The following is a 19,824-nucleotide window of genomic DNA, read 5'->3' on the forward strand; positions in this document are numbered from 1 at the left end:
ATCTATTCGATCCTAAAGGAATATCCGTCATGACCATTGCAAATCCACTCGCTGAACTCATCGCCGAAAAAGGCGTTTTGCTGGCTGATGGCGCAACCGGTACGAACCTGTTTGCGACTGGCCTCGAAGCAGGCGAAGCGCCAGAACTCTGGAACGATGCCCAGCCGGAAAAGATCACCGCGTTGCATCAGGGTTTTGTGGATGCCGGTGCAGATATCATCCTGACCAATTCCTTTGGCGGCACGAAGCATCGTCTGAAGCTGCATCATGCGCAGGATCGAGTGTTTGAACTCAACAAGAAAGCGGCGGAACTTGCCCGTGGTGTCGCCGACAAAGCGGATCGCAAGGTCATCGTTGCTGGATCGGTCGGTCCAACGGGCGAATTGCTTGTGCCGCTTGGTGCCTTGACCGAGGCAGATGCAGTCGCAGCCTTCACTGAGCAACTGGAAGGCCTGAAGGCCGGCGGCGTCGATGTCGCCTGGATTGAAACCATGTCGGCGCCCGGCGAAATCCGCGCCGCTGCCGAAGCTGCGGTCAAGGTCGGTCTCCCCTACGTCTATACGGGTTCGTTCGATACGGCAGGCAAGACGATGATGGGCCTGCCACCGAAAGAAATTCATGGCGTTGTCGATGGTCTCGGCGAAAAGCCGGTTGCCGTTGGTGCTAATTGCGGCGTCGGCGCTTCAGACATTCTCGCGTCCCTGCTTGACATGAGCGAGGCCGATCCGTCTGCGACTATTGTCATCAAGGGGAATTGCGGCATTCCCGAATTTCGTGGATCCGAGATTTTCTATTCCGGAACACCCGATTTGATGGCTAATTACGCTCGCCTTGCCATTGATGGCGGCGCTAGGATCATCGGCGGCTGCTGCGGTACGTCATTTGAGCATCTGGCAGCGATGCGCAAGGCGCTCGACAGCCATGTTCATGGGCCACGCCCTACTGTTGAGACGATCGTCGAAACTATTGGACCGATGCGCAACAAGCTCGCCGCCCACGCGGACGACACACCAAAGCGCGAGCGTCGCGGGCGCCGCGGCTAGACATAGGAACCAGCGGTTCATCCGCTGGTTCTATTTTATTCTGGGGCCGTCAAAGGTCCTCGATCTCGCGGCGGACCCTTTTCAGGATTTCGCGCAGCTGATCCGCCTTTTTCGGCAGTCAGCGAACCACCGCGAAGCTTCGAGCGAAGCGCGAAGCTCAACGCATGCATTTCCTCGCCCAAAGCGGCACCACGTATCTCGCCAGAAGCATTGTCGAGTTGGGCGTTGATCTTGTCGAGCTCCGCGCGATTCTCTTCGAGATAGGCAAGCCCCTGATCCGTAATCGTATAGAGCCGCTTGTTGCCAGTTGTGGTGGAAGTGACAAGATCGGCCTCCTCCATCATCTGCAGCATCGGGTAGATCGCACCTGCACTCGGGCTGTAGGCGCCCTGGAACCTTGCCTCCAGCGCCTTGATGACGTCGTAGCCGTGACGTGGCTCTTCCGCGATCAAACCGAGGACGACAAGGCGCAATGCACCTGGATCGAACATACGGGGACCACGCCCGCCAAACGGACCGTCTCTATGCCGCCCGAATGGACCGCCGCGTCCGCGTCCGCCAAAGCGGCCCCCGCCCTCGTGCGAACCTGACATTGTTTCAACGCGCGACCAATGATCGCCGCCGTGGCCGTGGTGTTTTCTGCAATGACCATACATGGAATGATGTCTCCTAGTTATATCTTTCATAAGTAATATCTATACAAAGATATATCTTTTATCAAGCCAACGATATATCTTTTGTTGGGAAACTCGGCTAACCATTTGAAATAGCATAAGTTTTATTGCGCGCAGATCTGCCCGGCCTCAGGCTTTCGCGAATGCATGCATATGAAACCGCATCTGTTGTGCAGAGTAGGCATGCTCGTGTCCGACAGGACAGGCGCGGCGCGCCAGGCAACCGCCGGTCAGGCACGTGTCCCCTTCTCCGGAAGCAAGATGGCCACGGCAACGAACGACATCATATCCGTCAATGGAGAAAGCATTCACTGGGCAGGCTGAAAGGCACGGCCTGTCCCGGCAATCGTCACAGGGATGACGTTGCGGACCACCGCTGGACAAGTCGAGCACATGATCAAACAGAAGTGCCCCACGAAATGCGTGCCATAACCCATATTGCGGATGAATCAATATTCCGAGCGGAGAAGTATTCAGTCCTTCGGCGCACATCGCCCATTGCTGAAACGGCAGATAGGGCTGGTCGGACGGAAACACCGCCGTTGCGCCAAATCTTGCGGCCACCGCAGTCAACACTTCCCTGGACCAGGTATCGAGCGGATCTTGCGCGCCCGGATGATCTTCTCGCCATCGTACGAAATGCGGCCAAATCGATGAGCCGAAGTGCCCCACCAGGACGACACTTCGAAAATGCGATCCCCGGATCAAGGGCGAAGGAACGTTAACTTCATCAAAAACAATACCGCCGCGCTGGACCAAACCATATGGCTCCAGCGCGGCGGCGATTTGATCGAGGATCGGATGAGTAACGGTCATCCGGCATCTGAGCCCTTTACAGCAGAGGCCCAGACTTCCTTGTGGATCAAATTGGCCACTTTAGCCCGGCCGTCCTCGGGCTTCTTTCAAGTGAAGGCGTCGGGCATCGAAGCCTTCTTCTTGGCAATGAACTCTTTCAGGGATTCGTCGATTGCCGGATCGAGATAAGGCGCTTCGTAAGTCTCAAGCCAGCGGCGCGCGAGTTCGTTGGCACGCTGGTCCGCACGCTTCTCGCCCTCGGCCAGCCACTGCTCGTAGGAATTGTTGTCTGCGATATTCGAGCGATAGAAAGCCGTCTGGAAATTCGCCTGGGTGTGGTCGCAACCAAGATAGTGGCTTCCTGGCCCAACCTGCCGAATGGCGTCCATTGCCTGACCATTCTCGGAAAGGTCCACGCCTTCGGCGATCTTCTGCGCCATGCCGAGCTGGTCGATATCCATCATGAACTTCTCATAGGACGAGACCAGACCGCCTTCGAGCCAACCCGCCGAATGCAGAACGAAGTTCGTGCCGGCAAGCAGCGTGGAATTGAGCGTATTGGCACTCTCGTAAGCAGCCTGCGCATCGGATACTTTCGAAGCGCACAGCGAACCGCCCGTACGGAAAGGCAATCCGAGACGGCGCGCCAATTGCGCCGCGCCATAGGAAACCAGCGACGGTTCCGGTGTACCGAAGGTCGGCGCGCCCGATTGCATTGAGATCGATGAAGCGAACGTGCCGAAGATAACCGGTGCGCCTGGTCGTATCAGCTGTGTGAACGATGCACCCGCGAGAACTTCCGCCAGAACCTGCGTCAGCGTACCTGCCACCGTCACTGGACTCATCGCACCTGCGAGAATGAACGGCGTGACGATGCATGCCTGGTTGTTGCGTGCATAGACCTTCAACGCACCGACCATGGTTTCATCGAATACCATCGGCGAATTTGCATTGATAAGACTGGTCAAAACGGTGTTTTGATCGAGATAATCTTCGCCAAATACCAGCTTGCACATTGAAATAGTATCTTCCGCACGCTCCGGTGCCGTTACAGACCCCATGAAGGGCTTGTCAGAATATTTGATATGAGCATAGACCATATCAAGGTGGCGCTTGTTGACCGGTACATCGACCGGTTCGCATACGGTACCACCGGAGTGATGTATGGATGGCGCCATATAGGCAAGTTTGACGAAATTGTTGAAGTCTTCAATCGTTGCATAGCGGCGATTGCCATCAAGGTCACGCACAAAGGGCGGGCCGTACACCGGCGCAAAAACGGTAGCATTGCCGCCGATTTGCACAGCGCGCTCGGGATTGCGGGCATGTTGCGTATAAATTGAAGGGGCTGTCTTTAGCAGGGACCGTGGAAGCCCCTTGGGGAAATGCACGCGTTCGCCTTTAACGTCAGCACCAGCTTCCTTCCACAAAGCAAGAGCTTCGGCATCATCGCGAAATTCGATGCCAATCTCTTCGAGAATGGTATCCGCATTCGCCTCGATCAGCGCCAGGCCCTCTTCGTCCAGCACTTCATAGGTGCAGATCTTGCGCGTGATATAGGTGAGCGACTTACCGGGACCACCACCGGAACGGGCTGCTCGACGCGCGGCAGCACCTGCACCAGCGCCGCGGCCGCGCCGTCCACTGCTTGTCTCCGCTTCAGCGGGTGCATCGATTGGCGTTTCCTCAATCATTATCTTTCTCCAAGCGCTCGAAGCGCGGACTGCTTCTTAACCAGACCAAATCCTAACGCCGACGCTTGTAATGGCGTTTCCGTGTGCGGCACGCAATGGCGCATCGAAGACAAACACCCAGTCGTTTTCGTCATTTACTAGGTCGCATTTAAGCGATGCGTTTTCAGCAACTTGCCCGATATGTTAATAGAACGCCAGTTATGATACTGACCTGTGCATAACGCTTGAAAGGACGCATACCCATGGCCGATGATGAAATCATTCTTTCGGAGCTTTCGGACGATGAACTCGTCGAGCAAATGCACGATGATCTGTATGACGGATTGAAGGAAGAAATCGAGGAAGGCACTCAAATTCTTCTTGAGCGCGGCTGGGCACCCTACAAGGTCCTTACCGAAGCTCTGGTCGAGGGAATGCGCATCGTCGGCGAGGATTTCCGCGACGGCATTCTTTTCGTGCCGGAAGTTCTGCTTTCAGCCAATGCGATGAAAGCCGGCATGTTTATTCTGCGTCCCCTTCTCGCCGCCACCGGCGCCCCCAAACAGGGCAAGCTCGTAATTGGAACGGTCAAAGGCGATATTCACGACATTGGCAAAAACCTCGTCGGGATGATGATGGAAGGTGCCGGCTTTGACGTGATCGACCTTGGCATCAACAACCCCGTCGAAAACTATCTCGCCGCCATCGAAGAGCATCAGCCTGACATTCTGGGCATGTCGGCACTACTCACGACAACGATGCCCTATATGAAAGTCGTGATCGACACGATGAAGGAAAAGGGCATTCGTGACGACTATGTCGTGCTGGTTGGTGGTGCGCCGCTGAATGAAGAGTTCGGCAAGGCTGTCGGCGCCGACGCTTACTGCCGCGATGCGGCGGTAGCGGTGGAGACGGCCAAGGCGTTCATGAAGCGCAAGCACAACCAACTCTCGGGTGCCTGAACATTACAAAAGCGGCCGCAAATGCGGCCGCTCTTGAAATGCTGGCTGGAGCCAATGAGAAACACCTCGCGGGCTCGACATCGTTAGTTAATTGGCAGATCTTGCCACCCTTTGACCAGCGCTCTGGGTCGCGTTGACCGTATTGGCCGCGTCCGCACCCATGCCGCGAATGGTATTTGCGCAGCCTGCAAGAGCGACAACGGCAAGAATGGCGGCAATCGGAGCGATGTGTGATAGTCTCATGGACGATATCTCCCGTTTTGGTAAAATAAATCCAACGCTCGCATAACGCGATGGAGCAAAATCAGTTCCATGAATGTAAGCCGAAAGTCAACGAGATCCGCAGAGACCGTGAGGGTTATTGCCTGCGGGATGATCGCCCGTGAAATCTTGGCGATACGCGAACAATTTGGCCTCGATCATATAGACCTGAAATGCCTGCCTGCGATCTATCATCACTACCCCGACAAGATTGCACCATCCGTGGATCGCGCGATTATCAAGGCAAAAGCTGAGGGTATCAAACGCATTTTTGTCGGTTATGCCGATTGCGGCACAGGCGGAATGCTCGATCGCGTCTGTGAAAAACATGGCGTCGAACGCATCGCCGGACCGCATTGCTTTTCATTCTATGTCGGGAATGAAACGTTCGCCACGCAGTGGGACGACGACATGACCTCGTTTTTCATGACGGATTTTCTCGCCCGCCATTTCGACGCATTTCTGGTGAAGCCCCTTGGGTTGGATCGTCATCCCGAATTACGTGATATGTACTTCGGCAACTACACGAAAATGATCTATCTGGCGCAAACAGATGATGCTGAGTTGACTGCCAAAGCCGAAGAGGCTGCCGCTTTTCTTGGTCTGACCTATGAGCGCCGCCTCACCGGTTATGGCGATCTGGTGCCCGCCCTGATATCTGTGACAGGTCATTAGCTCGCGTCGGGCGCCATCAAATGAACCGTTTCTTTGTTCATTTGCACAAAACCGGACCAAAACAGGAGTAATCCCACGATGTTTCGCGCCGCTATCGCAACCATTTTGTGCCTTTCTTGTGCAAATTATGCTCACGCCGACGGGGCGATCACTCGGCTGATTACCAAGTCCGATCAGGCCCGGCTCGACAAATACGAGGAAACCAGGAACAAGGCGCTCGATGAGGCGCGAAAGGGCGGCGCTGCAGCGGATGTGCAGGTGTTGAACGCCACGCTTGCCAAAGCCAACCTCACTTTCAGTGAAGACTTCAATATGACCGGCGACTGGAAATGCCGGACGACAAAACTTGGCAACGAACCACCGTTGACCGTCTATGACTGGTTCGATTGCCGTGTCATCGACGATGGGTCAGGCTGGGTGCTGGAAAAGACAAGCGGTTCACAGCGGACGAAGGGACGTTTTTACACCGACAGCGATAACCGCCTCACCTATCTCGGAGTCGGTTATATTGCCGGCCAGAAGCCGAAGGCGTATAGCGCGGGACCGGACAATGACCAGGTGGGTTATGCCTATCGTACCGGCAGCAATGAATTCCGGATCGAGTTTCCCGCCCCTGCCCTCGAATCGCTCATGGATATTCTTGAATTGAAGCGCTGAATTGCTTTCGTCATTGCAATGTCACCATTATCGCTCCATATGCGTCAAAATACGAACAAAGACGAGACGATGGCCGCTATCGACGCAGATCATGAAATAAAGCCCGATGAGGCGACCATACATTCGACAGCGGACAATGACCCGCGCTCTCTTTCGCAGGTCTTCGAGGATCTGTCGCTTACCGCCGTCGTGCCGGTATCGTTCACCGAGCTTGAAGACGCCTTTACCGATCGAAGTTTTGCGGCACTCCTCACATTTTTTGCCATTTTGAATCTCTTGCCACTGCCACCAGGGACCGGTGTCGTCACGGGAATTCCCCTCGTTCTTGTTTCCGTGCAGATGGTTATGGGCCGCGAGTCAGTCTGGCTTCCTGCCTTTATGCGCGACAAAACGATCTCTCCCGAGCGCTTTCGGCAAATATCGGACAAGGTCGTTCCCTGGTTGCAATGGCTGGAGCGGTTCATCCGGCCGCGCAACTGGCCATTCGGACGCAAACAAGGTGATCGCTGGTTGGGTGTGTTCACCACTATTCTTGGCATGTCCGTCGTGCTTCCTATGCCCCTTTCCAATTGGCTTCCTGCCTTGGCTACCGCAATCATAGGCATTGCGCTCTGCGAGCGGGACGGCAGACTGATGCTCGCAGGACTCATTCTCGGCGTCGTCTCTATCAGTATTGTCTTCGGCTTTGCCTTCATTGCCGCGAGTGTGGTTGCTTACGCCGCAAGCTTTTGGCCTTTCTGAATCGCCTGTCGCAAAAACACTAATGAAGCACGTCGCATTTGAGTGCGCGCGCGTCGTGAGATAGCAAGCTTAACCCCTGATATTCCGGCAAAAGGGTCCTCATCGGAGGATTGATTGCATGGCTGATCTCATTGTCGTTTATTGGCGGGACATTCCTGCTCAAGTGACCGTCAAGAAGGGCCGTCAGGCAGCAAAGCGCGAGCTTCCCCTTCGTTTTACCGAAGCCATCGACATGTGTGCCATGCGGATTGGCGCCAAAGATTCGGACGCCTATCTGGCGGAATGGCGTCGCGGCACTCCAGTGCCTGTAAGTGATGATCTGGATACTGAGGCTGATGCAGCCTTGGCGCGAATTGAAAACGAATATGATCGGGAACGCCTTGTGGCGCTTGTAAAGGCAGGTGGACATGACAATTCATGAATTGAGAGCGAAGCCAATGACAAAGATCGCAGCATCCATCGAAGTGGCAGCACGCCAGGCCATTGAATCGCAGGACCTGCCTGGTCTGTTTCCAGCGGGTACCCGCGTCTATATTACCGACATGGGCACCGACAGCGTGGATACGCTGACGTCTGCGGCCAAGCGCATTCATGATCTTGGTTACAAGCCGGTGCCGCACTTTGCGTCACGGCGGCTGTCGACCAAGGCAGCCCTCGAAACCCGTATCCGCCGCGCCGCTCAGGAGGCTGGCGTTACCGACGTTCTCGTTATCGGCGGCGGCCTTGAGCGTCAGGCCGGGGAATTCTCATCGACGATGGAAGTGCTGGAGACAGGCTTCTTCGACAAATACGGCATCACCGAGATGGGTGTGGCCGGTCATCCTGAAGGCAGCCCTGAGTTCTCTGAAGCTGTCGCAATCGAGGCATTGCGCCTGAAGAAGAATTTCGGCGAGCGCACTGGCGCCAAGCTGCGCGTTGTTACCCAGTTCGGCTTCGACGCCGATCGCTTCATCCGATATTCAGGATCACTGCGCGAACACGGCGTTGATCTGCCTGTGCACCTTGGCGTTGCCGGTCCTGCCAAGATCACCACTTTGATCAAATATGCCGCCATGTGCGGTGTTGGCAATTCCATCAGCTTCCTGAAGAAGAATGCCCTCTCCCTGACGGCGCTCGCCACGAGCCACTCACCCGAGGGTGTTGTTGGCCCGATCGAGCAGCATGCCATTGCAAATCCGGCTTCCGCGATCAAACAGATCCACATCTTCCCCTTCGGCGGCCTGAAAAAATCGTCCGAATGGCTCGTCGATCGTGGCTCGTGGAAAGTACACAACGCTTCCCACACATCCGCAAACGCAGCAGCCAGCTGAGGAACGGCCAGCACGGCCAGGAAAGGCACTTATGACCCGCACGATCGTTGCCTCGGCGACCAAAGAAATCATCATTGGATTTGATCAGCCCTTCTGCGTGATCGGCGAGAGGATCAATCCGACAGGCCGCAAAAAACTCGCGGCGGAAATGATATCCGGCAATTTCGACACCGTCATCAAGGATGCGCTGGAGCAGGTGGCTGCCGGCGCAACCATGCTGGATGTCAATGCGGGTGTTACGGCGGTTGATCCAAATGCAACAGAGCCGGGTCTATTGGTTCAGACCTTGGAAATCGTCCAGAACCTGGTCGATGTGCCGCTGTCTATCGACAGTTCGGTTACCGCTGCCATCGAAGCTGCACTGAAGGTTGCCAAGGGCCGTCCCCTCGTCAACTCCGTGACCGGCGAAGAGGAGAAGCTGGAAGCCATCCTGCCGCTGATCAAGAAATACAATGTGCCCGTCGTTGCGATCTCCAACGACGAGACCGGCATTTCTATGGACCCCGACGTTCGTTTCGCCGTGGCCAAGAAAATCGTGCAGCGTGCCGCCGATTTCGGCATTCCAGCGCATGATATCGTGGTCGATCCGCTGGTTATGCCTATTGGCGCGCTTGGCGACGCTGGCCGCCAGGTCTTCGCGCTGCTGCGCCGCTTGCGCGAGGAGCTGAAGGTTAACACGACCTGCGGTCTTTCCAACATATCCTTCGGCCTGCCGCATCGCCATGGCATCAATGCCGGCTTCATTCCGATGGTAATCGGCGCCGGCATGACGTCGGCGATCATGAACCCCTGCCGTCCGCAGGAAATGGAAGCCGTTCATGCCGCCAACGTTCTCAACGGAACGGACGCCAATTGCACCTATTGGATCAAGAAATATCGCGATCACCAGCCAGCAGCGGCAGGAGCAGCGCCTTCTGTATCCGTGCCGGCCGATTCCGCCGGTGGCGGTCGCCGTCGTGGCGGTCGCGAGGCGCGGCGCGGCGCCGCAGGCTGACGGTTTGCGTTACGCAAACTGACCAGCATACAAAGGCGGCGGGCGGTTAAACTGCCCCTCGCCTTGAAAGTTTGGAGCATCGATTGTGAACGCACCCGTCAAAGCACCAGAGGCATCGGCAAAGGAAGCGCTTGTTCTCTTCATGCCGTCGGGTAAGCGTGGACGCTTTCCTGTAGGCACTCCTGTACTGGACGCTGCGCGCACCCTCGGGGTGTATGTCGAAAGTGTCTGCGGTGGTCGCGGTATTTGTGGACGCTGCCAGGTCGAAGTGCAGGAAGGGCAGTTTGCCAAACACGGCATTACTTCCTCCAATGAACACATTTCAGAGTTCGGGCCGAAGGAACAGCGCTATGCGGAAAAGCGCGACCTGAAGGAAGGCCGGCGTCTGTCATGCTCGGCGACAATTCTCGGCGATTTGGTCGTTGACGTTCCTCACGATGTTCAGGTCAACGCGCAGGTAGTGCGCAAGGACGCCGATACGCGCATCATCGAGCGCAACCCCGCGGTTCATATGTGCTACGTCGAGGTGGAAGAGCCCGATATGCACAAGCCGCTCGGTGATCTCGATCGCCTGAAAGCTGCCCTCGAAAAGGAATGGGGCGTCCGCAATCTTGAAGTCGATGCCCACATCCTGCCGAACGTCCAGAAGATTTTGCGCAAGGGTGAGTGGGGCGTTACAGCCGCCATATACCAGGACGAGGAGACATCGCGGCCGACCATGATTGGCCTATGGCCCGGCCTGAAGAACGAAGCCTATGGCATCGCCTGCGATATCGGCTCGACGACCATCGCCATGCATCTGTCGTCGCTGCTCTCAGTCCGCACCATCGCATCCGCTGGCACGTCCAATCCGCAAATCCGCTTCGGCGAAGATCTGATGAGCCGCGTCTCCTACGTCATGATGAACCCGGACGGCCGGGAATGCATGACGCAGGCTGTGCGCGAGGCCATAAATGGACTGATCGACAAGGTTTGCGCCGAGGGCGGCGTTGCGCGCGAAGACATTCTTGATGCCGTCTTCGTCGGCAATCCGATTATGCATCACTTGTTCCTTGGCATTGATCCGACAGAGCTCGGCGGGGCGCCTTTTGCGCTTGCTGTTTCTGGCGCGGTTCATCTGAAGGCGACGGACATCGGCTTGGCAATGAACGCCGGAACACGGGTCTATATGCTGCCCTGTATTGCGGGGCACGTCGGCGCCGATGCCGCCGCTGCGACGTTGGCCGAAGGCCCGCATCGCCAGGACGAAATGATGCTGCTCGTGGATGTCGGGACCAACGCCGAAATCGTCCTGGGCAACAGGCACCGCACTGTCGCTGCCTCATCTCCGACTGGTCCCGCCTTCGAAGGCGCGGAGATCTCCGGCGGCCAGCGCGCCGCGCCTGGCGCAATTGAACGCGTGCGCATTGACCCCGTGACGCTGGAGCCGCGCTTCCGCGTCATTGGCACGGAACAATGGTCCGGCGAGCCAGGCTTTGCCGAAGCCGTGCAGGCCAGCGGTATCACGGGTATTTGTGGATCGGCCATCATTGAAGTCATTGCCGAGATGTACCTTTCCGGAATCATCTCCGAAGATGGCGTTGTCGACGGCGTCCTGGCTGCAAAATCCCCCCGTGTCAGAGCCACCGGACGGACCTTTTCGTACCTTCTGCATGAAGGTTCGCCGACAATCATCATCACGCAGAACGACGTTCGCGCAATCCAGCTTGCCAAGGCGGCACTTTATGCCGGTGTGAAGCTTTTGATGGACAAGCTCGGTATCGATCATGTCGACCAGATCCGGTTTGCAGGTGCGTTTGGTTCCTTCATCGACCCCAAATACGCCATGGTCCTGGGTCTGATCCCGGATTGCGATCTGGATAAGGTCCTGGCCGTGGGCAACGCCGCCGGTACGGGCGCGCGTATGGCCCTGCTTAATCGCAACTATCGCCGCGAGATTGAAGACACAGTTACCCGCATCGAGAAGATCGAGACGGCGCTGGAACCAAAATTCCAGCAACATTTCGTTTATGCCATGGCCATGCCGAACAAGATCGATCCATTCCCGAAGCTATCCTTGGCTGTGACCCTGCCGCCACGCAAGAATGTCAGCGAGGATGGTATTGCTGGCGATGCAACGCCGCGACGCCGCTCGCGAGAGGATCGTGCAGCACGGCGCAACCGCGAATAGCTTTGTCCAGCAGTCAATTTCCGCTATCAAGCATCCACGATCATTTGATTCCGGAATTAGCTTGCCATGATAGCCTGCTTTGACATTGGCGGTTCTGCCATCAAGGGCGCGATTGCCTATTCGCCCGAAGATATAAGGCCGCTGCCGAAAGTAACGACGCCGCTGCATGACTTCGACGCATTTGCGGCGGCCATTGAAAAAGATCGCTGCGGATGGCGGCGTTGATCCGGCAAGCCCAATCTCCATCTCGATTGCCGGCGTCGTCGATTCCGATACCGGCAAGATTACGTGCGCCAATATTCCGTGCATTCATGGCAGAACGCTTGTCGCCGATCTCAGCGAAAAGCTGCAAAGACCTGTTCTCGTCGCCAATGATGCCGACTGCTTTGCGCTTTCTGAAGCCGTGGTTGGTGCGGGACGCGGTCATCGCATCGTCTTCGGCATTATTCTCGGTACAGGTGTAGGCGGTGGTATTGTCATCAACGGCAAGATTCACGAAGGCGCCGGCGGTTTCGCCGGCGAATGGGGTCACGGACCCGTTTCAGCGGCGCTCGCCGGCAATCCGCCAGTGGCCATTCCGCGCTATGCCTGTGGCTGCGGACAGGTCGGCTGTGTCGATGCGGTTGGTGCTGCACGTGGCATGGAGAGGCTGCACGCCCACCTGCACGGCGTGAATTTGCCAAGCACCGAGATTATTGCCGCATGGAATGCTGGCCACCCTGCGGCAGAGCAAACAATCGATTGCTACATCGACATAGTCAGCGGTCCGCTCGCGATGACAATCAATGTTATCGGCGCATCCATCGTGCCTGTTGGCGGCGGGCTTGCCAATTCAGTCCCTCTTATCCAACGCTTGGATGAGGCCGTTCGCGCACGCATCTTGCGCAGGACCGACAAACCATTGGTCATCCCCGGCGAGCTCAAGATCGAGCCCGGCCTGATCGGCGCCGGCGTGCTCGGATTGATGGAAGTCACGAAATGAGCGTCTTGCTGGAAGTCTGTGTCGACAGCTCCGAAGGGCTGGCGGCGGCCATCAATGGCGGTGCGGACCGTGTGGAACTTTGTTCAGCGCTCGAACTTGGCGGGCTGACACCCACCCCTGGCCTGATTGGGCAGGCTGCGGTCTCGCCGATCCCGATCTATGCAATGATTCGGCCCCGGCCAGGCAATTTTGTTTTCGCCGAGGCTGATATCGATGCAATGCTGCGCGAGATTGATGCCGTTCGCTCTGTGGGATTGGCCGGTGTGGTGTTTGGCGCAAATCTCGCCAACGGTGAGCTCGACTATTCAACCCTGGAGCGGCTGATGCGCCAGTGCCAGGGGCTCGGCGTCACACTGCACCGTGCATTCGACCTCGTCCCGGACCTCGACGAAGCCGTCACCGTGGCCGTCGAACTCGGATTTGAACGCATATTGACGTCGGGCCGGTCATTGGACGCCCTTGCCGGCATCAGCGATCTGGAAGCGACGTATGAGCTCGCCATGGGCAGGATCAAGATCATGCCCGGCTCCGGGATCAATATCGGCAATGCATACCTCTTGATGGATCGCGTGCCGTTTGACGAGATACACTCATCTTGCGCAGTCCTGACAGCCCCGGTCAGCGAAGCGGCAAGGCGGCTTGGTTTCGAAACCGCCTCGCGCAAGCAGACGAGCGTGGATGCCGTCAGGGCGTTGAAGGCATATTGCCGGAGCAGGTAAACTTACAGTTTCCCCGTCCTCTCATAACCTTCAAAATAAACCCGCAAATGCTGGGCAACCGCTTTGACGTGCGCGCCCGCATTCTTGGCGACAAGCATACCGAGTTTGGATTCGCCTAGCGGCGGCAGACCATGCTCAGGGCCAAGCTGAACCATGTGGTCGTCCAGCAGGAACTTCGAAAACGGCGCAACGGCAAGGTCGGCTATGATAGCGGCGCGCTGTCCCATTGTATGGGCACTCATATAGGCAACGCGATATTCCCTGCCGGCACTTTCCAGCGCGTTGATCGCATCGGCACGCCAGATGCATCCCTCTTCCCACATGGAAAGTGGCAGGGGATTGCGCTCATGGGCCGTGCCACATTTGGCGCCTGCCCAGATAATGTCCTCGGTCATCAGAATTTCGATCTCATCGACCTTGGCCAGCGTCTCGTTCACATTGACGAGCGTGACATCAAGTCGTTGCTCGTCCAGTCGTTTGCGCAGGCTATTGCTCTGATCGATCACCACATCGACCGTTACGTCGGGATGTGATTCCGAGAACCGCTTGAGTACGAACGGCAATACGCGCTCGCCGATATCATCTGGAGCACCGAGCCTCACAATGCCCGAGACTGTCGGCGCTATGAATTTGGCCACCGTCTCGCGGTTGAGCGCCAGCATGCGCCGGGCATAGCCCAGAAGAATCTCGCCGCTCGGCGTCAATTTCACGGAGCGCGCATCACGCTCGAGCAGCACGTGGCCCAATGTTTCTTCAAGCTTCTTGATCTGCATGGAAACCGCCGACGGCGTGCGAAATACCGCGTTGGCGGCGCTCGAGAAACTCCCGGTCTCGGCAATCATTGCGAACGTACGCAATACATCGAGATCCAGGATCGGGATGGGATGATGCATGGGTGCTGACATGACGTCGTATCCTCCATCAATTTTTCTGAAACATACTGTTCTATGATTTCGTTTGATTGAACATCAACTCGAGACGATAGTCAAGATCAGGAAGCGGACGGCATCGGAAAATGCCGATAATCAAGAGGAGTATGAAAATGACCACTTGCGATGAACTCTATCACAGCCACACACGTAGTCTTGCAGAACGCGCAACTACCTCTGTTGTTGATCAAGCAGAATCGTCTTACCCGGGCCATTACGCGCGCCCACGAGGTCTTCATTCGCGAGCGCCGGTTGCGGGCAACCGAAATGGCGCTTGATGGATTGCCGGACGACATTCGATGCGACATCGGCTGGCCAGATCTATACGAACGGCAGGTCAGCGAATTCAACAAGTTGAAGTTCCGGCGCTAGCCATGAAACAGACAAACAAAGGGAGCAGATAACAGCCTGTCTGCTCCCTTTATCATATGTGATACCTGCGCTTTTGCGACACAGGTTAGATCCCTTCCATTTAGAATAATTCTATGGTTCTATCTGTAAAAAAGCTCTAGAGACCCCGTCCAGGAATTGAAGTTGCTACTTCAGCTGCGACATGGCTCGAAAGCCAGATACGGGAACATAGAATCATCATGGATCAAGTTGGCCTCACGAAACGATCTTTCGTTTTTTTCCTGGTACCGAGCTTTTCGATGATCGCCTTTGCGACGGCGATTGAACCGCTGCGCATTGCAAATCGCATGCTCGGTTACGAAGCCTATCGCTGGCGACTTGCGTCCGTGGACGCGAAACCGGTCACGGCATCCAATGGCGTTGAATGCGCCACCACTTCATCACTCGAGGACGAGCGCCGGTATCTGACCGGTGAAGAGCGTCCCTCCATGGTTTTCGTTTGTTCCGGTGTGCATGTCGAAAAATTCCAGAACAAGTCGGTCTTTGCCTGGCTCCGTGAAGAATTCAACCGCGGCGTTGCCGTCGGCGGTCTGTGCACCGGCGCCCATATTCTCGCCGCAGCTGGCCTGCTTTCGGGCAAGCGCTGCGCCATTCACTGGGAGAATTTGCCGGGCTTCGCTGAATCTTTTCCAAAGGCTGATGTCTATGCCGACCTCTTCGAGGTGGATGGCAATATTTACACCTGTGCCGGTGGCACGGCAGCGCTGGACATGATGTTAAAACTTATCGGGGACGACTTTGGCGACAACATCGTCAACCGCGTTTGCGAACAAGCTCTGACCGACCGTGTCCGCAGCCCCCACGACCGGCAGCGTTTGCCGCTGCGGGCCCGGCTTGGGGTACAGAACTCCAAGGTGCTGACTATCATCGAGTTGATGGAGGCACGTCTCTCCGAACCGCTTTCGTTGATCGAGATCGCCGATCACGTCGGGCTGTCACGCCGTCAAATCGAGCGGCTGTTCCGCCAGGAAATGGGGCGCTCCCCTGCCCGCTACTATCTCGAGATTCGACTTGATCGCGCGCGGCACCTGCTGATTCAGTCATCCATGCCGATCGTCGAAGTGGCAGTGGCGTGCGGGTTTGTTTCAGCATCGCATTTTTCGAAGTGCTATCGCGAACTTTACGGCCGCTCGCCACAGCAGGAACGCGCTGACCGCAAGCAATTGATGGCCGCCTAGAGCGAAGAAACAGAAGTCTCTATCGCGATTCCCAGTCCTGCATGCGCCGTTGCCATATGCGCTCGCCGGACAGGCAATCATATTCTGGTCTGTTTTGGGCAATAAGGATTGTGGGAAGCGTCTCCTTCCCGGCAAGTTCCAGCACGAGCTTACGGCGAACGGCCTCGGGAAATTGGTCCCACGAATTGACCGGGATCATGAATGCACCAGGCCCGCCGATGACGCAGTTACTATAATAGATATCAAGATCAGCAACCGCCCAGTCGGAATAGAAATCACCACGCGTCATTAGGGGCAAGCCATTGACAGTGATCCCTTTGGCCACTGCCTCCTCTCGTGCCTCCGCGACCGGCCGGCCATTATTATTGGCGCCATCACCTGATATATCGATGACCTTTCGCATCCCTTTGAAACCGTTATTGTCGAACAGCGTGCTGCTGTAATCGATCGCACCGGAAATTGAAGTCCTGCTCTGTGTCGACGGGATAGGCTGACCAAGCGCGGCCGCGAGCCGTTCGGCAGACTCAGTGCTATCAATCAATGTCCAAGGGACAATCGTCCGTTGTACTGTCGACCCTGCCCACTCCACATAGGTGATCGCGACGCGTCCATGAACGCCCTCGCGAATGGCATCGATTACCTCCTTGCGGCGGAAGGCGGCAATATAACCATCGCGCTGAATTTTCTGTTCGAAAGGTTCCATGGACCGCGATGCGTCTACCGCGAGTACCAGTTCAACATCAACATCGGTCTCGGCTGTTTGGGCACGCGCAGAAAAACTGGCCAACAAAGCCGCCAGTGACAGAAAACTGCACAGAGCTCTCTTTCGCGATGACATGACTGAAGTGTACCGCAAAACGTGAGAACGCAAAGCGACTTTGGACTCGTTCACATTCAGTTGAACGAGCCCGCTCAAAGAAAATGGCGCCCCTTTCGGCGCGCCATTTTCATCAAGTTTGAATGAGCGCGGCGCTTTAAGCTTTCAAGCGCTCGTTTTCGGTATCGAACGGCGACTCAGGAATAACGGTTGCCTTGTGTGTCTTGCCGAGGATTTTAATCTCAAGTTCAGTACCGAGTGCGGAATAGTCGGGCTTTACCATGGCCAGGGCGAGGCTCTTGCCAAGGCGCCAGCCATAGCCGCCATGGGTAGCGCGGCCAATCAGTTCTCCCTTGAAGTAGATCGGCTCACTTCCGCGCGCATCGACATCGGAGACGCCAGGAACATGCACCTCCAAGGTCACGAAATTCCACTTCAAGCCCTCTTCGCGCGCCTTGACCACCGCATCCCGGCCGATGAACTCGCCCTTGTTCGGATGAACGAAACGATCAAGACCGCTTTCGAACGCATTGTATTCAATCGACAATTCGCGAGGGATCAGACGATAGGATTTTTCAACGGCCATCGCTGTCATCGCGCGGATGCCGAATGGCTTGATGCCGAATTCTGCGCCGGCCTCGAGCAGCAGGTCATAGAGGGTATTCTGCTGTTCGATCGGATGATGCAGCTCCCAGCCCAACTCGCCAACGAAGTTGACACGCAGCGCATGTGCAGTTGCTGTGCCCACGCTGATTTCCTTGCCAGAGAGCCAAGGGAATGCCTCGTTGGAAAGATCCGCGCGGGTAAGCTTCTCGAGGACCTGACGGCTCTTGGGTCCTGCCAGGACCAGAACGCCATACATCTGTGTGATCGGACGCAGTGTTACCGAACCATCCGCTGGCAAAAACTTGTGCAGATAGTCGTGGTCGTGGTTCTCGTAGGCACCCGCAGACACGAGGTAGAATTTGCCCGGAGCCCATTCGTAGACAGTGAACTCCGAACGGACGCCACCCAGCGGCGTCAGAAGGTGGCACAGGGCGATGCGACCCTGTTTCTTCGGGATGCGATTCGCGAGGATCAGAATCCAGCCAGCCGCGAGCACCCGGACCGGAAACTTCCATTTTGGCAAAGGCCGACATGTCGAGAAGACCGACGTTGTTCGTCACGTTTTTTATCTCATGGCCAACATGTTCGAAATAGTTGGACCGGCGGAATGACCACAGTTCCTTGACCTTGCCATCGGCATCGGGCTTGGGATGATTGTGGTTCATGATCACGTCTGGCTTGTCGAGCTTGGCGACATCGAGGCCATAGCCCTGAGGTGCAAACCAGTTGGCCCGTTCCCAGCCATAGACCGTGCCAAAGACGGCGCCGAGTGCCTTCTGACGATCATAGGATGGGGAACGCTTCAACGGGCGCGCCGCGCCGCGTTCCTCGTCGGGATAATGCACGGAGAAAACCTCGGCGTAAGCTTCCTCATTCTTTTCCTTCAGATAACCTTCGGTCGCGTAGGGGCCGAACCGGCGTGGGTCGACGCCCATCATGTCGATGGACGGTTCGCCCTCGACGATCCATTCCGCCAGCTGCCAGCCGGCACCGCCGGCTGCGGTGACGCCAAAGGAATGACCTTCGTTCAGCCAGAAATTCTTCAGGCGCGGAGCAGGTCCGATGATCGGCGAACCGTCAGGCGTGTACGCGATGGCGCCATTGTAGACTTTCTTGATACCGACTTCGCCGAATGCCGGAACACGAGCTATCGCAGTTTCGATATGAATTTCAAGGCGATCGAGATCTTCCTGGAAAAGTTCGTACTCGCTCTCATCCGAGGGTCCGTCGACATAGCAGACCGGCGCGCCCTTTTCGTAAGGTCCGAGCAGCAAGCCACCGTTCTCCTCACGCATATACCATGACGAGTCGCTTTCGCGCAGGACGCCCATTTCCGGTAGACCCTTGGCCTTGCGCTCAAGAATAGCCGGATGCGGTTCAGTCACGATATACTGGTGCTCAACCGGAATGACGGGTACATCCAGACCAACCATCCTGCCGGTCTTGCGGGCAAAGTTACCCGTTGCCGACACGACGTGTTCGGCAGTGATGTCGCCCTTGTCGGTCTTCACCAGCCACTGGCCCGAAGGCAACTGCTCGATGCCAAGGACGGCCGTGTAGCGATAGATCGTTGCGCCGCGGTCGCGCGCACCCTTTGCCAGGGCCTGCGTCAAGTCCGCAGGCTGGATGTAGCCATCCTCGGGATGCTGGATTGCCCCGAGAATGCCGTCCATTTCCGCCAGCGGCCAGATTTCCTTGACCTGTTCCGGTGTCAACAACTTGACCGGCACGCCGATGGTCTCCGCAACACCGGCATAATACATATATTCGTCCCAGCGGTCCTTGGTACGGGCGAGGCGGATATTGCTGCAATTGGTGAAGCCGACATTCATGCCAGTTTCCTGTTGCAGCTCCTGATAGAATTTGACCGAATACTTGTGTATCTGGCCGACCGAATAGCTCATGTTGAACAATGGCAAAAGGCCGGCTGCATGCCAGGTCGATCCGGATGTCAGTTCCTTGCGCTCGATCAGAACAACATCGCTCCAGCCCTTCTTGGCTAAATGATAGAGTGTCGAGACACCCACCACACCACCGCCGATAACGACAACACGCGCCTCAGTCTTCATTTCACTCTATCCTCTGGTATCGATCGATGGTCGGAACGGCCCTTGCCGATTTTGTGCACTATGCCGTTCCTCGTGTCTATCGCTAAGGCCTGTTTGCGACATGGCCAAAACACGCCGCGACGCGCGGCAAAACGACAGTGTTTTGCTGGAAAGCCGCA

The 19,824-nt window shown here is 56.5% G+C and carries 18 protein-coding genes and 2 pseudogenes; 13 read left to right on the top strand and 7 right to left on the bottom strand.

What is annotated here, in order from left to right; genetic code table 11:
- Positions 1 to 29: 29 nt before the first annotated feature.
- The gene (gene bmt / locus N8E89_RS01170; RefSeq protein WP_262260902.1) at positions 30 to 1,043 is read left to right on the top strand and encodes a betaine--homocysteine S-methyltransferase; all 1,014 of its coding nucleotides are present in this window, start codon (positions 30 to 32) and stop codon (positions 1,041 to 1,043) included.
- A gap of 35 nt (positions 1,044 to 1,078) precedes the next feature.
- Here the strand turns inward: bmt and N8E89_RS01175 are convergent, their stop codons facing one another.
- The 3 genes from N8E89_RS01175 to N8E89_RS01185 form a co-directional block, all read right to left on the bottom strand.
- Positions 1,079 to 1,699 (bottom strand): PadR family transcriptional regulator, encoded by a 621-nt coding sequence (locus N8E89_RS01175; RefSeq protein WP_262260904.1) that lies wholly within the window; start codon positions 1,697 to 1,699, stop codon positions 1,079 to 1,081.
- A 147-nt stretch (positions 1,700 to 1,846) separates the two neighbouring features.
- Positions 1,847 to 2,533 carry a 4Fe-4S dicluster domain-containing protein gene (locus tag N8E89_RS01180; protein WP_113172087.1) on the bottom strand — a complete coding sequence of 229 codons (687 nt, stop codon included), beginning with the start codon at positions 2,531 to 2,533 and terminating at the stop codon, positions 1,847 to 1,849.
- 86 nt (positions 2,534 to 2,619) lie between these two features.
- Positions 2,620 to 4,206 (bottom strand): trimethylamine methyltransferase family protein, encoded by a 1,587-nt coding sequence (locus N8E89_RS01185; protein WP_262260906.1) that lies wholly within the window; start codon positions 4,204 to 4,206, stop codon positions 2,620 to 2,622.
- 242 nt (positions 4,207 to 4,448) lie between these two features.
- On the opposite strand from N8E89_RS01185, the gene N8E89_RS01190 reads away from it, so the two are divergent.
- Positions 4,449 to 5,147: a cobalamin B12-binding domain-containing protein gene (locus N8E89_RS01190; RefSeq protein ID WP_106662841.1), complete on the top strand. Its 699-nt coding sequence runs from the start codon at positions 4,449 to 4,451 to the stop codon at positions 5,145 to 5,147.
- Between the two features lie 87 nt (positions 5,148 to 5,234).
- On the opposite strand, the gene N8E89_RS01195 is transcribed toward N8E89_RS01190, so the two are convergent.
- Positions 5,235 to 5,390, bottom strand: coding sequence for an entericidin domain-containing protein (locus tag N8E89_RS01195; protein ID WP_106662840.1), 156 nt, complete (start codon positions 5,388 to 5,390; stop codon positions 5,235 to 5,237).
- Between the two features lie 69 nt (positions 5,391 to 5,459).
- On the opposite strand from N8E89_RS01195, the gene N8E89_RS01200 reads away from it, so the two are divergent.
- The 9 genes and pseudogenes from N8E89_RS01200 to N8E89_RS01240 all read left to right on the top strand — a co-directional run bounded on the left by N8E89_RS01200 (position 5,460) and on the right by N8E89_RS01240 (position 13,656).
- Positions 5,460 to 6,083 (top strand): DUF1638 domain-containing protein, encoded by a 624-nt coding sequence (locus N8E89_RS01200; RefSeq protein WP_106662839.1) that lies wholly within the window; start codon positions 5,460 to 5,462, stop codon positions 6,081 to 6,083.
- 78 nt (positions 6,084 to 6,161) lie between these two features.
- The gene (locus N8E89_RS01205; protein ID WP_106662838.1) at positions 6,162 to 6,740 is read left to right on the top strand and encodes a DUF4893 domain-containing protein; all 579 of its coding nucleotides are present in this window, start codon (positions 6,162 to 6,164) and stop codon (positions 6,738 to 6,740) included.
- Between the two features lie 69 nt (positions 6,741 to 6,809).
- Positions 6,810 to 7,481: an exopolysaccharide biosynthesis protein gene (locus tag N8E89_RS01210; RefSeq protein WP_245448613.1), complete on the top strand. Its 672-nt coding sequence runs from the start codon at positions 6,810 to 6,812 to the stop codon at positions 7,479 to 7,481.
- A 118-nt stretch (positions 7,482 to 7,599) separates the two neighbouring features.
- The gene (locus N8E89_RS01215; RefSeq protein ID WP_106662836.1) at positions 7,600 to 7,902 is read left to right on the top strand and encodes a virulence factor; all 303 of its coding nucleotides are present in this window, start codon (positions 7,600 to 7,602) and stop codon (positions 7,900 to 7,902) included.
- A gap of 16 nt (positions 7,903 to 7,918) precedes the next feature.
- Positions 7,919 to 8,791 carry a methylenetetrahydrofolate reductase gene (locus N8E89_RS01220; protein WP_262260907.1) on the top strand — a complete coding sequence of 291 codons (873 nt, stop codon included), beginning with the start codon at positions 7,919 to 7,921 and terminating at the stop codon, positions 8,789 to 8,791.
- Between the two features lie 31 nt (positions 8,792 to 8,822).
- Complete coding sequence (locus tag N8E89_RS01225) at positions 8,823 to 9,785, top strand: methyltetrahydrofolate cobalamin methyltransferase (RefSeq protein WP_106662834.1); 963 nt, start codon at positions 8,823 to 8,825, stop codon at positions 9,783 to 9,785.
- 142 nt (positions 9,786 to 9,927) lie between these two features.
- Positions 9,928 to 11,955 (top strand): ASKHA domain-containing protein, encoded by a 2,028-nt coding sequence (locus N8E89_RS01230; protein ID WP_262261787.1) that lies wholly within the window; start codon positions 9,928 to 9,930, stop codon positions 11,953 to 11,955.
- 66 nt (positions 11,956 to 12,021) lie between these two features.
- Positions 12,022 to 12,937 (top strand): annotated as a pseudogene (locus tag N8E89_RS01235) (ROK family protein).
- On the top strand, positions 12,934 to 13,656 hold the full coding sequence (locus N8E89_RS01240) for a copper homeostasis protein CutC (RefSeq protein ID WP_262260908.1): 723 nt from the start codon (positions 12,934 to 12,936) through the stop codon (positions 13,654 to 13,656). The pseudogene N8E89_RS01235 and the gene N8E89_RS01240 overlap by 4 nt, the downstream one beginning before the upstream one ends.
- Before the next feature lie 2 nt (positions 13,657 to 13,658).
- Here N8E89_RS01240 and N8E89_RS01245 read toward each other — a convergent pair whose 3' ends face one another.
- Positions 13,659 to 14,561: a LysR family transcriptional regulator gene (locus tag N8E89_RS01245; RefSeq protein WP_106662830.1), complete on the bottom strand. Its 903-nt coding sequence runs from the start codon at positions 14,559 to 14,561 to the stop codon at positions 13,659 to 13,661.
- 150 nt (positions 14,562 to 14,711) lie between these two features.
- Here N8E89_RS01245 and N8E89_RS01250 point away from each other — a divergent pair, with 150 nt between their 5' ends.
- Together N8E89_RS01250 and N8E89_RS01255 are read left to right on the top strand one after the other, a co-directional pair.
- A complete protein-coding gene (locus N8E89_RS01250; protein ID WP_262260909.1) occupies positions 14,712 to 14,957 on the top strand; it encodes a hypothetical protein in 246 nt (81 codons plus the stop codon).
- Between the two features lie 218 nt (positions 14,958 to 15,175).
- Positions 15,176 to 16,174 (top strand): GlxA family transcriptional regulator, encoded by a 999-nt coding sequence (locus tag N8E89_RS01255; protein WP_106662828.1) that lies wholly within the window; start codon positions 15,176 to 15,178, stop codon positions 16,172 to 16,174.
- Positions 16,175 to 16,193: 19 nt separating this feature from the next.
- Here the strand turns inward: N8E89_RS01255 and N8E89_RS01260 are convergent, their stop codons facing one another.
- Complete coding sequence (locus N8E89_RS01260; protein WP_262260910.1) at positions 16,194 to 17,012, bottom strand: DUF1194 domain-containing protein; 819 nt, start codon at positions 17,010 to 17,012, stop codon at positions 16,194 to 16,196.
- A gap of 136 nt (positions 17,013 to 17,148) precedes the next feature.
- Positions 17,149 to 19,666: pseudogene (locus N8E89_RS01265) on the bottom strand (FAD-dependent oxidoreductase).
- Between the last annotated feature and the right edge of the window lie 158 nt (positions 19,667 to 19,824).

The organism is Phyllobacterium sp. A18/5-2, assembly GCF_025452215.1.
GTDB lineage: Bacteria > Pseudomonadota > Alphaproteobacteria > Rhizobiales > Rhizobiaceae > Phyllobacterium > Phyllobacterium sophorae.